The organism is Devosia sediminis (assembly GCF_016411825.1).
GTDB classification, from domain to species: domain Bacteria; phylum Pseudomonadota; class Alphaproteobacteria; order Rhizobiales; family Devosiaceae; genus Devosia; species Devosia sediminis.
This window is the reverse complement of the sequence record NZ_JAEKMH010000002.1, coordinates 701,169-714,431: the sequence shown is the minus strand read 5'-3', so window position 1 is coordinate 714,431 and position 13,263 is coordinate 701,169. Positions and strand designations below refer to the sequence as shown.

At 63.1% G+C, this 13,263-nt stretch carries 6 protein-coding genes; 2 read left to right on the top strand and 4 right to left on the bottom strand.

The features are described from left to right. Positions 1 to 7: 7 nt before the first annotated feature. Together JEQ47_RS10705 and JEQ47_RS10700 are read right to left on the bottom strand one after the other, a co-directional pair. Complete coding sequence (locus JEQ47_RS10705) at positions 8 to 922, bottom strand: DMT family transporter (protein ID WP_198876389.1); 915 nt, start codon at positions 920 to 922, stop codon at positions 8 to 10. A 373-nt stretch (positions 923 to 1,295) separates the two neighbouring features. Then, positions 1,296 to 3,770 (bottom strand): beta-mannosidase, encoded by a 2,475-nt coding sequence (locus JEQ47_RS10700; protein WP_198876388.1) that lies wholly within the window; start codon positions 3,768 to 3,770, stop codon positions 1,296 to 1,298. A 236-nt stretch (positions 3,771 to 4,006) separates the two neighbouring features. On the opposite strand from JEQ47_RS10700, the gene JEQ47_RS10695 reads away from it, so the two are divergent. Continuing rightward, the gene (locus tag JEQ47_RS10695; protein WP_198876387.1) at positions 4,007 to 5,980 is read left to right on the top strand and encodes a putative bifunctional diguanylate cyclase/phosphodiesterase; all 1,974 of its coding nucleotides are present in this window, start codon (positions 4,007 to 4,009) and stop codon (positions 5,978 to 5,980) included. A gap of 34 nt (positions 5,981 to 6,014) precedes the next feature. Here JEQ47_RS10695 and JEQ47_RS10690 read toward each other — a convergent pair whose 3' ends face one another. After that, positions 6,015 to 7,877: an ABC transporter ATP-binding protein gene (locus tag JEQ47_RS10690; protein ID WP_198876386.1), complete on the bottom strand. Its 1,863-nt coding sequence runs from the start codon at positions 7,875 to 7,877 to the stop codon at positions 6,015 to 6,017. A 443-nt stretch (positions 7,878 to 8,320) separates the two neighbouring features. Then, complete coding sequence (locus JEQ47_RS10685) at positions 8,321 to 10,171, bottom strand: ABC transporter ATP-binding protein (protein WP_198876385.1); 1,851 nt, start codon at positions 10,169 to 10,171, stop codon at positions 8,321 to 8,323. A gap of 445 nt (positions 10,172 to 10,616) precedes the next feature. On the opposite strand from JEQ47_RS10685, the gene pepN reads away from it, so the two are divergent. Further along, on the top strand, positions 10,617 to 13,253 hold the full coding sequence (pepN, locus tag JEQ47_RS10680) for an aminopeptidase N (protein ID WP_198876384.1): 2,637 nt from the start codon (positions 10,617 to 10,619) through the stop codon (positions 13,251 to 13,253). Positions 13,254 to 13,263 lie beyond the last annotated feature (10 nt).

Here is a 13,263-nt window from a genome sequence, read left to right as displayed (position 1 = left end):
GTCAGTCTTAGCGCTCGATGACCTCAACCGCCGTGTTGGCCTTGGCCAGCATGCGTTCGCGCAGCCAGATATAGAGGCCGCTGGCGACGATGATGCAGACACCAAGGATGAACCACTGGTCGGGCGGCTGGTTGAAGATCAGCCAGCTCGCGATCGAAAGATAAATGAGGCTGAGATAGCTGAACGGCGCCAGGGTCGCGGGGCTCGCGAAGCGATGCGCGACTGAATTGAGATAGTGGCCACCCAGACCCGCGGCGCCCATGATGAAGAAGGCCACCCAGGAAATGGGCAGGCTGGGCCAGGTCCAATCGGTAAAAGCAATGGGCAGGAGCAGGATGACCGGGGTGGCGCCGGCATAGAATTGCTGGGTCTGGGCCGTGTCGACGCCAGCCAGCTTTCGCGTCAGGATCGAGAACAGCGCGAGGAAGAAGGCACAGCCCAGGCTCAGCAGCGCTGCCGGCTGGAAGGCCTCCGTGCCCGGCCGCACGATGACCAGGATGCCGCAGAAGCCCACGCCGATGGCCAGCCAGCGCCGCCAGCCGACCTTTTCGCCGAGGAGCGGCCCGGACATGGCGCAGATCATCAGCGGCGAGGTGAACTGGATGGCGCTGGTGACGGTCAGCGGCAGGAATTTCATGGCGAGGAAATTGAGGCCCGTCGTGATCAGCAGGCAGGCGCCGCGCAGGATTTCGAGCTTCAGATTGTTGGTGCGGAACAAGTCCTGGCCGCTGACCGGCAGGAACAGCAGCAGCAGAAGCACCAGATGCATGCCGTAGCGAACGAAGACGATTTCGCTGGTCGGCAGGCCTTCCACCGACAGCCACTTGGCCGAAATATCGAGCACAAGCAGCACCAGTTGCGACGCCAGCACCAGCATGATGCCCAGATTGGCGCGGCTTTCGATGGGGGAGACGGTGGTCATGAACACTTCCGGCCGCAGAAGACGCGGCTGGTTCACCGATGACGGACCGGGGTGGGTAAGTCAACCGGGCATGTATGGAAGGGATGGGTGCGAACACCTGCGTGTGTCGCCACCCCACCCTCAGTCCCTCCCCATCAAGGGGAGGGAGGCGCTGGCTGCTGCGCCTGTGTTCATCGTCTCCCTCCCCCTTGTGGGGAGGGATCAAGGGAGGGGGTCTTTCTTCTCCGCATCGGGGAGAAGGTGGCGCGCAGCGCCGGATGAGGGGGGAGCCAGAGCGGCGATCTGAAGGCGGCCTTGGGTAGCTGCACCCCTCCCCTCACCCGTCTCGGCCTTCGGCCGATCCACCCTCTTCCCAATGGGGAGAGGAAAAGGATCAAAACGTCTCAGCCAGGTGCCTCACCTTGAGTGACCCCGCCAGGTCCTCCGACGTCACAGCCGCACCGTGACGGGGAATGAACGTCAGCTCAACCGGCTTGCCCGGTAGCAGGGTCACGGCGTTGTCGGAAAAATAGCCGGGCAGATCGACCGTGGCGGTGGCGAAGAAGGCGGGGGTGCTGCTTTCGAGCGTCAGCACGGCCGAGCCGTCGCGATCGCTCCAGGTGGCGTTGATAGACGCGCCGGGCAGCTCGTAAGCCTTGTAGGGTTTGGGGAAATAGTCGTTGGCGCCCAAGACGTTGCCCTGAGCATCCTTCCAGGTGAAGTACAGGAACTCGTCTGCTTCCAGACCCGACACAGGCAGCGTATGGACGGTGATGGCAGCATCGGCGCCAACGGCGCTGTTGCCCGAGAAGACCACGCGGCTCTCACCCGTCACCTTGACGGCGAGGACCTCCAGCGCGACCGACACAGGCTTGCCGGTGTCGTTGATGGCGCGGAGGGCGATCTCTGTATTGTCCTTGTTGGGGACGGCCACGAGATTGACGAGATTGTAGAAGCGGCGCGCCATGTAGTGCATCAGCTTCCACTGCCCGCCATAGTCGAGGCTCGACCACGAGGCGACCGGCCAGATGTCGTTGATCTGCCAATAAAGCGTGCCCATGCAGCGCGGCTTGGTGGAGCGCCAGTATTCGATGGCCGTCTTGATGGCGAGGCCCTGCTGGATCTGGCTCAGGAAGACCATCTGGTCGAAATCTCGCGGGAAGCGGAAGTAGCGGTTCATCGTCTCGATGATGCGCGCATTGCCGCCATTGTTGCGCTGGTGATTTTCCATCACCGGCGAGGACGGGTTGCGGTCCTTGGGCTCGGAGAATGTCTCGATGACATTCATCGAGGTGAAGCTCTGGAAGCCGAACTCCGAGGCAAAGCGCGGATTGATCGAGCGGTAGGCGTCAAAGCTCTTGGCCGAGTGCCACACGTCCCAATAGTGGAGGTCGCCGCGGGTGTCCGAATGCCAGCCATCGGAAAAATCGAGATAGCCGAGCGACGGCGAAGACGGCCAGAAGCGGCGGACAGGGTCCTCGTCCTCGACGATGCGGTGCAGCAGCGAATTGAGGCGGTCGTAGTTGGCGAGGTACCGACCCGGATCGGCCTTGGTCTCAGGATACCAGTTGAGCGAACCGATGACCTCGTTGTCGCCGCACCAGAGGGCGATCGAGGCGTGGTGGCTGAGGCGGCGCACCTGCTGGGTGATTTCGGCTTCCACCGAGGCGAGAAATTTCCGGTCCGACGGATAGCTCATGCAGGAGAACATGAAGTCGTGCCAGATAAGGATGCCAAGCTCGTCGCAAAGGTCGTAGAACCAGTCCGGCTCGTACTGACCGCCGCCCCAGATGCGCAGCATGTTCATGTTGGCCGCCCTGGCGCTTTCCAGCAGGTCGCGGATGACTTCAGGGGTGACGCGCGTCGGGATGGCATCGGCCGGGATCCAGTTGGCGCCCATCATGGTGATGTCGCGGCCATTGACCCGGCACTTGAAGGAGTGGTCGATCTCGTCCCTCTCGATGATCCATTGCAGATCGCGAAGGCCGATCTTGCGGGTGGTGATTTCGCCTTCGAGATTGGTGACCAGCTCGTAGAGCGGCTGGGCGCCCTGCCCCGACGGCCACCAGATGCGCGGATTGTGGATAGTGATGTTGTGGGTGAAGACGTTATCGCCCTTCTGCACCGAAACCTTGTCGGTGACGACCTGGCCGTCGATCGTGTGCTCGAGTTCAACCTCGCCGTGAGCGAAGGCAAAAAGCCAAGTCTTTATCGAGAGTTCGACCGAAGTCTCACCATGAACCTGGTCGACCTGCACGCTCTCCTGGCGCGCGAGGCGCGACTTGCGCAGGCTCATCGTGCCATAGACCCCGATGGGCATGAGGCAGATGCCCCAGTCCCAACCCGCATGGCAGGCGGCCTTGCGGATGAAGTTCATGTGGATGCCCTTCAACCCATTGGTCTGGTAGTTGTAGGTGAAGGGGATGGGGAACGGATGGGCGTCGGCCCGGGCCTTGGCGACATCAGGGGCAATGTCGAAATCGATGCGCAGCGTGTTCTCGCCGTCGCGCACCTTGCCGGTCACGTCGATGTCGTTGCGCAGGAAGCTGTTGTCGGTGCGGCCCACCACTTCGCCATTGAGGAAGATGGTGGCGATGCAGTCCACTTCGGCAAGGGTCAGCGTCAGGTAGCCGTCGATGTCGGATGCGGAGGCATCGAACCGGCGCTCCACCGACCAGGCGGTCTCGTTGACCCACATCACCACCTTCTCGTTCTCTCCGAAATAGGGATCGGGGATCAGGTCGGCGGCGAGGAGGGCATGGTGCACATCGCCCGGCAGGGTGATGTTGGTGGCGATGTCGCGCGCCGGCGCCGACAGGGAAAACTGGCCACCCAGGTCGAGGGCGGAATTGCGGGCAACCACGGTCATGCGACTCTCCTCCGGCATCGGCTCTGGCCGATCCGGTCTGGGCAATACCAGCCCCTGCAATCGATTTCAATGCAACGTTACAATGGATTTTAGGCGAGGTGCCTCTGCCTGGCGTGGGGACCGGCAAGACCTATGAAATCCGGCCGGCATTAGCCGTTCTCCAATATTTCGGAGAGGTTCTTTTCCACAATATTAGGACTTGTGCGAATAGGTTTGCGCGACGAGGTGACTATCTTATGTCCGTGTTGCGACGCATCACTGGAATATTCTCCGAACCACCCAACGCAGACGAACTGGCGTTGGCGCAATGGAGCGCACTCAGCCGGCAAGTGCCGCTGATGTACGCGATGCTGGTCTCCAACTCGCTGATCCTGGCCTGGACGCATTATGGCGTGGCCCCGGTCGAACTTACCCTATACGTCCCGGCGGTGCTGGTCGCCCTCAGCATCCTGCGCACCACTCTGTGGTGGATCAAGCGGCACCGGCTGCCCACTGCCGATCAGGCGCGCGCGAACCTGCGATCCATGATCTGGGTGGGCGCAGCCCTCGCGCTTGGCTTCACGGCCTGGAGCTTTGCGCTTTTCCCCTTTGGCGACGCCTATCTCAAGTCGCAGATCGCCTTCTACATGGGCATTACCACCATTGGCTGCATGTTCTGTCTGATGCATGTGCGAACCGCCGCATTGGCCGTAGGCATGTGCGTGCTAGTGCCGTTCACCGCCTTTTTCGTGGCCTCGGGACAGGACACGCTGATCGCTATCGCCATCAACATGGCGCTCGCCGTGGCGGCGCTGCTGATCATATTGCTCGGCAATAACCGGGACTTCGCGGACCTCGTTGCCTCGCGCGGGGAAATGGCCCAGCGTCAGGCGGAAACGCAGCGCCTGCTCGAGGAAAACCATCGCCTGGCCAATATCGACAGCCTGACCGGCATTCCCAACCGGCGCAGCTTCGAACGCGAACTGGTGGCCCGGCTGGAGGCCGCACAGGCCCAGGGCCAGTCGATCACCGTGGCCCGCATCGACATCGACAACTTCCGCTCGGTCAACGAGGTCTACGGCCAGATCACGGGCGACCTGGTGCTGGCCGAGTTGGCCAGGCGCCTCGCCGTGGTCAAGCGCGGGAGCTCGTTCCTCGCTCGGCTCGATGGCGACAATTTCGCGCTGATCATGTCCGAGGTGCGCTACGACAAGACCGGCTATCCGCGTTGCGCGCAGGTTATCACCGATGCGCTGCGACCGTCCTTCGACCTGCCGCTCGGGGTGGTCCGCATCACCGCCTCGATGGGCATGGCCGCGTCCCGCCCCGGCGATACGGCCGAGTCGCTGTTCGACCATGCCGACTATGCCACCTGGATCGCCAAGCGCGACACACGCGGCGGCTGCATCGAGTTCGACGACAGCCACCTCAAGGACCTGCGCAAGACCCGGCATATGGAGCACCTGCTGCACACCGCCGATCTGGACGAGGAAATCTACATCCTGCTGCAGCCGCAGTTCGACGTCTCGTTGGGCGAGACCACCGGTTTCGAAGTGCTGGCGCGCTGGCGCAGCCCGATCCTCGGCGAGGTTTCGCCGGTGGACTTCATTCCCATGGCCGAGCGCACCGGGCAGGTGAACCGGGTGACCCAGGCCGTGCTGCGCAAGGCCATCGCCGTCGGCGCGCAATTGCCGCGCAGCATCCGCCTATCGGTCAATCTGTCGGCCAATGACATCGGCTCGACCTCGGCCATCGAGAAGATCGTCGCCATTGTCGGGGCCAGCCCGACACCCACCCGGATCGATTTCGAGATCACCGAAACGGCGGTCATGCGCGATCTCAAGCAGGCAAACCAATCGCTGCTGGTGCTGCTGGGCCTTGGCGCCCGCATCGCGCTGGACGATTTCGGCACCGGCCATTCGAGCCTCACCCATGTGCAGAAACTGCCGCTGCATCGCATCAAGATCGACCGCAGCTTCGTGGCCGAGGTCAACAACGATCCGGCCAGCCGCGCCATCGTCAAGACCATGATCGACCTCTGCCGAAACCTGGGCATTTCCTGCGTCTTCGAGGGCATCGAGACCGAGGAGCAGTTGCGGGCACTGGTGGCGCTGGGCGGTTCGGTGATGCAGGGCTATCTGTTCGGCCGCCCCATGACGGCCGATCAGGTGGCCGATTACCTCAAGCGCGAGCGCGGCCTCAAGCGTCTCGAAGGCCGCGCTGCGAGCTAAGGCAAAGGGCGGAGTTTTCCCCGCCCTTCTTGTATCAAGCCGCCGGAGCAGCATCCAAGTCGAGAAAACCACCCGACTGGCGTTCCCAGAGCATGGCATAGTGCCCGCCCGAGGCCAGAAGCTGGGCGTGGGTGCCCTCTTCCACGATGCGTCCCTTTTCCAGCACTACCAGGCGATCCATGGCGGCGATGGTGGAGAGGCGGTGGGCAATGGCGATCACCGTCTTGCCGGCCATCAGCATGGTCAACTGCTCCTGGATCGCTGCCTCGACTTCGGAATCCAGCGCCGAGGTGGCTTCGTCGAGCACCAGGATCGGGGCATTCTTCAGGAGCACCCGGGCTATGGCGACGCGCTGGCGTTGTCCACCCGAAAGCTTGACGCCCCGCTCGCCGACATGGGCGTCGTAGCCCCGGCGGCCCTGCGGATCGACGAGACCCATGATGACGTCATGGACATTGGCCTGCTCGGCGGCCCGGATCATCTCCTCGTCCGTCGCTTCGTGACGGCCATATTTGAGGTTCTCCCGCACCGAGCGATGCAGCAGCGACGTATCCTGGCTGACGAGGCCGATGGCGGCCCTGAGGCTTTCCTGGGTGACATCGCGCACGTCCTGTCCGTCGATGCGGATGGTGCCCTCCTGCACGTCGAACATGCGCAGGGCCAGGTTCACCAGCGTCGACTTGCCCGAACCCGAGCGTCCGACAAGGCCGATCTTCTCGCCCGGTGCGATGGAGAGGCTGAAGTCGTCGATGACCGAGCCCTCCTTGCCGCGCCAGTAGTTGAAGTGGACCTTGTCATAGTCGAGCCCGCCAGCGGTCACCGCGAGCGGCTTGGCTTCCGGCGCATCAAGCATGGTCAGGGGCTGCGCGATGGTATCCATCGAGTCCCGGGTCGTGCCCACCTGGCGGAAGATGTTGGAGCCGATTTCGAGGATCCAGCCGCTCATGTTCATGATCTGCAGGGCGAAGGGGATGGCTGTCGCCACCGCCGCCGCACTCAGCGTGCCATTGTTCCAGCCCGCCAGGGCCAGCCAGGTCACCGACACGACCAGCGCCGCGTTCAGCATGAACAGGATGGACCACATGTATGTGAAGACCCGCATGAGTTTGCGGAACTCGATCACGTGGTCCATGACGCTGTCGGACACATACTTGTCCTCATGCCCGCCGGTGGCGAAGGTCTTGAGCGTCTGGATATTGGTGTAGCTGTCGACGATCCGGCCCGTCATCACCGACTTGGCTTCCGAGAGCGTCTCGGAATATCGGGCGATGAGCGGCATGGTGATGGTGAAGAGGATCGCGTAGAGCAGCAGCCATACGCCGATCGGCACCAGCAGGACCGGATCGAGCTGGGCCAACACGACAATGGCCACGACCACGAAGACCAGCGCGTACCAGGCAGCGTCGATGGTGAGGTTCACCCCGATCTCGATGGCTTCACCGGCCTGGATGATCTTGTTGGCGATGCGACCGGCAAAGTCGTTCTGGAAGAAGGTCCAGCTCTGCCGGATGACATGCCAGTGGCTCTGCCAGCGGATCAGATCCACGAGATTGGGCACGATGCCGTGGTTGCGGATCAGCGTGTCCAGGAGGAAGGCCAGCGGGCGTACCAGCACGACGACAAACACCATCCAGAGCAGCGTCTGGGTGTGAAGATCGAAGATTTCGCCGGGATTGGTGGTGGCCAGCATGCCCACGACCAGCCCGACGAACACCGGCATCAGCGCATCGGCGATCGAGCCGATGGAGACGAGGATGATGCGGAGGACGAAGGCGCCCCGGAACTGGCCGATAAAATAGCCCACAAAGGGTTTTAGACCCATCGGCGGCTGGCGGTTCTTGGCCAGGGCGGTGGGCGAATAGAGATTGTCGAAGTAGTCGACGACGCGGTTGAACATTTGTTCTGCTCTTTTTTGAGCCGCGCCTGATGCAGACTGCGTGGTCGCGATCAGGTTCGGTATCGATCCGATTTGGCTTGCGTGTTGGCGGTCATACGCACAGCGGGATGGCTGATATTTCGGATCATGATGATGTCACCCATTGGGGTACTCCTCTTGGTTGTTGGTTCAGTCGTGAGATCGAGCCCGTGGCCCCACCTCACCCTTGGCCCCTCCCCCTCGAGGGGAGGGAGACGATGAACAGCGGCTTTTACGGCCACTGAATGCTGACCCACCCACCGGATCCCCTTCTCCCCTTGAGGGAGAAGGTGCCCGAAGGGCGGATGAGGGGTGGGCGATCTTTCCACCTGCACTTAGTGCGTGGAGAGAACCCCTCACCCTGCAATTCTGCTGAACGCAGAATTGCTATCCCTCTCCCGCAAGGGGAGAGGGGCTGAAGGAACCTACTGCGCCGCTTCCTCCGGCTCGTCGATCTCGAGGAAGCCGCCGGACTGGCGGGCCCAGAGCTGGCTGTAGATGCCGCCGCTGCCGACAAGCTGGGCATGGGTGCCGGTTTCGACCACCTTGCCCTTGTCGAGCACCACCAGCCTGTCCATCATGGCGATGGTCGAGAGGCGGTGGGCGATGGCGATCACCGTCTTGCCCTGCATCAGCATCTGCAATTGACCCTGGATGGCCGCTTCGACCTCGGAGTCCAGCGCCGAGGTCGCCTCGTCCAGCACCAGGATCGGTGCGTTTTTCAGCAGCACGCGGGCAATGGCGATACGCTGGCGCTGGCCGCCCGAGAGCTTCACGCCCCGCTCGCCCACATGGGCGTCATAGCCCTTGCGGCCCTGCGGGTCGGTCAGCGTTTCGATGAAATCGGCGGCCTCGGCCTGCTCGGCGGCGGCACGCATCATTTCCTCGGTCGCGTCGGGCCGGCCATAGAGGATGTTCTCGCGTACCGAGCGATGCAGCAGCGAAGTGTCCTGCGTGACGACGCCGATATTGGCGCGCAGGCTGTCCTGAGTGACATGGGCGATGTCGTGCCCGTCGATCAGCACGCGCCCGTCGGCACGGTCATAAAAGCGGAGCAGCAGGTTGACGATGGTCGACTTGCCCGCGCCGGAGCGGCCGACAAGGCCGATCTTCTCGCCCGGGCGAATATGCAGGTTGAGGTCCTCGATGACGCCCGACTTCTTGCCGTAGTGGAAGGAGATCTTGTCGAATTTGATGTCGCCATTGACCACCGGCAGGGTCTCGGCATCGGTCTTGTCGGAGACGACGCGCGGCAACGAGATGGAATTGATGCCATCCTTGACCGTGCCGATATTCTCGAACAGCGACGACATTTCCCACATCACCCACTGGCTCATGCCCTGGAAGCGCATGACGAGGCCCAGCGACACGGCCAGCGTGCCGGGGGTCATGGCGCCGCCCATCCACAGCCAGATGCCCATGGCGCCGACCGAGAACAGCAGCAGCGCATTGGACCACAGCACCAGCATGTTGAGCACGGTGAACAGGCGCATCTGCCGATAGACGGTATCGAGGAAGCCATCCATGGCCTCCTTGGCATAGGTCTCTTCGCGGTTGGAATGGCTGAAGAGCTTGACCGTGGCGATATTGGTATAGCTGTCGACGATGCGGCCGGTCATCATCGAGCGGGCATCGGCCTGGGCCTGCGAAATCTTGCCCATGCGCGGAATGAAATAGATCATCAGCGCAATGTAGGCGGCCAGCCAGACCAGGAACGGAATGGCAAGGCGCCAGTCGGCCGAGGCGGCCAGGATCACCGCGCCGGTGAAATACACCGTCACATAGACCAGCATGTCCAGGAGCTTCATCACCACTTCGCGCACGGCGAGCGATGTCTGCATCAGCTTGGCGCCGATGCGGCCGGCGAACTCGTCCTGGAAGTAGCTCATCGACTGCCGGATCAGGTAGCGATGCGCCATCCAGCGGATGCGCTGCGGGAAATTGCCCAGCAGCGTCTGGTGCATGGTCAGCGTCGAGATCAGAGCTATGCCGGGCACGATGAAGACGATCATCGCCCCCATCAGCGCCAGCTTCCAGCCATCGGTCTCGAGGAAGGTGTCGGGATCGGCCGCGGCAAGCCAGTTCACGACATCGCCGATGAAGCCGAAGACGATGATTTCGCCGATCGCCACCAGCGCCGCGGCAACCGCCATCAGCGCCAGCCACTTCTTGGCGCCGTGGCTATAATGCAGGCAGAAGGCAAGCAGCCCCTTGGGCGGTTCGACAGGATCGCCCTGGGGATAGGGATCGAGGCGAGTTTCAAACCAGCGCATCATTGCAGAGACCTCACTCAGTCAGACAGCAGCTCGCTTGTGGGCCAAAACCAGTCGGCCGCCCTGTCGGCGGAATGATGGCTTTGATGGCCGACGGGCGGTGCCGTGCGGAAATTTTGGAACCAACGCTCGTGCCGACCGTCTAGGGCGCAGAGGAGCATCGTGCAGACAGCTTCATAGTGCCTCCTCCCGATACCGACCGAAGGCCGGTAAAGAGTCATGCTATGCAGCCGAGAGCCGCATAGGTTACACGAGAGCGACGAGTCTGCTGTGACCAGACAGACACAGATGAAGAAACTTCCTTCATCTCAATTCCTTCACGGAGCCGGCCCCCGCATATCCGGGCCCTTCCGTTTCCGAATAACCGGGGTTTCCCGCCGGCGCGGGAATGACATGGTGGGCCGGAAGTGGCACACCGGACGAGACCCAAGAACAACTGGACCGCGGAATGCGCACCGAGACCGAACAGACGATCTACCTCAAGGACTATGCTCCCACGCCATACCGGATCGTGTCAGTGGAGCTCGACTTCAAGATCCTCGAGGACAATACGCGGGTCCGCGCGCAACTGACGATCGAGCCGCGCGAAGGGACCGCGCCGGGCACGCCGCTGGTGCTCGACGGTGATGAGCTCAAGCTCAATTCCGTCGCACTCGACGGCGCGCCTCTGGTGCTCTCGGCCTATGCCAGCGATGCCAATTCGCTGACCCTGGTGGAGCCGCCGCATCGCCGCTTCGTGCTGGAAACCGAAGTGACGCTCGACCCGGCGGCCAATACCAAGCTCATGGGCCTTTATCGCTCCAGCGGCACCTGGTGCACCCAGTGCGAGCCCGAAGGCTTCCGCCGCATCACCTATTACCTCGACCGGCCGGACGTGCTCGCCCCCTTCAAGGTGCGCATGAGCGCGCCGCTCGCCCTCGCCCCGGTATTGCTCGCCAATGGCAATCTCGTCGATCAGGGCGACCTCGGCGACGGCATGCACTTTGCCGTCTGGGAAGACCCGTTCCTCAAGCCCGCCTATCTCTTTGCGCTGGTGGCGGGCGATCTCGGCTCGATATCAGACAGCTTCACCACCATGAGCGGCCGGCAGGTGGCGCTGGGCATTTACTGCACCCACGGCAAGGAAAGCGAATGCCTCTATGCCATGGACAGCCTCAAGCGCTCCATGGCCTGGGACGAACGCCGCTTCGGCCGCGAATACGATCTCGACGTCTTCAACATCGTCGCCGTCTCCGATTTCAACTTCGGCGCGATGGAGAACAAGGGACTCAACATCTTCAACGACAAGCTGGTCTTCGCCCGGCCGGAGACCGCGACCGATGCGAATTACCACAGTATCGAGCGGGTCATCGCCCACGAATATTTCCATAACTGGACCGGCAACCGCATCACCTGCCGCGACTGGTTCCAGCTCTGTTTGAAGGAAGGCCTGACCGTCTTCCGCGACCAGGAATTCACCTCCGACGAGCGCAGCCGCCCGGTGCAACGTATCCACGACGTGCAGAACCTGCGCACGTCGCAATTCCCCGAGGATGGCGGCCCCCTCGCCCATCCGCCGCGCCCGGACAGCTTCCGCGAGATCAACAACTTCTACACGACCACGGTCTACGAAAAGGGCGCCGAAATCGTCCGCATGCTGGCCACGCTCCTGGGCGAAGCCGGCTTCCGCAAGGCCATGGACCTCTATTTCGAGCGCCATGACGGCGAGGCCACGACGATCGAGGCCTTCATCAAGGTATTCGAGGATGCGAGCGGCCGCGACCTCAGCCAGTTCGCCACCTGGTATCTGCAGGCCGGCACGCCGCAGATCGGCGTTTCCGACAGCTACGATGCGCAGAGCCAGACCTATACGCTGACCCTCACCCAGAAGGTCGACCCGACCCCGGGCGAACCCACCAAGAAGCCGCTGCTGATCCCGGTGCGCTTTGGCCTCATCGGCCCCAATGGCAGCCCGATGGGCTGGAACGCGGTGTCCGGCGGGACGGTGGAGGGCGACCTGATCCTCCTCGACAGCGAGACGACGACAATCTCCTTCACCGGCGTTGCCAACAAGCCCGTGCCGTCGCTGTTCCGCGGCTTCTCGGCGCCGGTAAAGGTCACCTCCAGCCTCGGGCAGGAGGACCTCCTGTTCCTCGCCCGCCACGACAGCGATCCGTTCAACCGCTGGGATGCGCTGCAGACTGCCTCGACCACGCTGATCGCCAATGCCGCTCAGGGCAAGAGCTGGACCGACGGCGAGGTGGATGCGCTGCGCCAGGCGCTGGTCGACACGCTGGACAACCCAGACCTCGATGATGCCTTCAAGGCGCAAGCCATCGACATCCCGGCGGAAACTGTGGTCGGGCGTCATATCGGCAAGGATGTCGACCCCGATGCCGTGGCCGCAGCGCGCAAGGACCTGGTCAAGGCCCTGGTCGGCCCCATCGCCGACAAGCTCGCCGATCTCTATCGCAGCCTGGAGGTCACCGACCCCTACAGCCCCGATGCCGGCCAGGCCGGGCGTCGTTCGCTGCGCAACGGGCTCCTCAGCCTCCTCGCCACCGGCTCCGACCTTGGGGCCGACCTCGCCACGCGCCAGTACAACAATGCCACCAACATGACCGACCGCTATGCGGCCATGGCCATTTCGGCGCGCAACTGGACCGAGGGCGCCCCTGCCCTGCTTGGCGACTTCCGCACCCGCTTTGCGGGCGATCCGCTGGTGTTCGACAAGTGGCTCACCGCCTCGGCCCAGGCGCCCGATGCCGGCGTCATCGAGCGGATGCGCGCAACGCTGGCCGCCCCGGACTTCCCGCGGACCAATCCCAACCGCCTCCGCTCGCTGCTGGGCAGTTTCGTGATGTCCAACCCGGTGCAGTTCACACGCACCGATGGCCTCGGCTTCCGCTTCATCACCGAGGCCGTCGCCAGCATCGACAAGGTCAACCCACAGGTGGCCTCGCGCATCCTCACCGGCTTCCGCATCCTGCCCACGCTCGAAGCCGGTCGCCGCGAGGCGGGCATCGAAGCGCTCAAGGCGCTGCGCGAGCAGCACACGCTGAGCCGCAATGTCGGGGAAATCCTCGACCGCATCCTGGCCGGTTGAGAGACCAAAA

What these genes read in the sequence shown, in the direction of transcription:
- JEQ47_RS10705 (WP_198876389.1), bottom strand. Translation starts at nt 922, where the DNA reads ATGACCACCGTCTCCCCCATCGAAAGCCGCGCCAATCTGGGCATCATG.
- JEQ47_RS10700 (WP_198876388.1), bottom strand. Translation starts at nt 3,770, where the DNA reads ATGACCGTGGTTGCCCGCAATTCCGCCCTCGACCTGGGTGGCCAGTTT.
- JEQ47_RS10695 (WP_198876387.1), top strand. Translation starts at nt 4,007, where the DNA reads ATGTCCGTGTTGCGACGCATCACTGGAATATTCTCCGAACCACCCAAC.
- JEQ47_RS10690 (WP_198876386.1), bottom strand. Translation starts at nt 7,877, where the DNA reads ATGTTCAACCGCGTCGTCGACTACTTCGACAATCTCTATTCGCCCACC.
- JEQ47_RS10685 (WP_198876385.1), bottom strand. Translation starts at nt 10,171, where the DNA reads ATGATGCGCTGGTTTGAAACTCGCCTCGATCCCTATCCCCAGGGCGAT.
- pepN (WP_198876384.1), top strand. Translation starts at nt 10,617, where the DNA reads ATGCGCACCGAGACCGAACAGACGATCTACCTCAAGGACTATGCTCCC.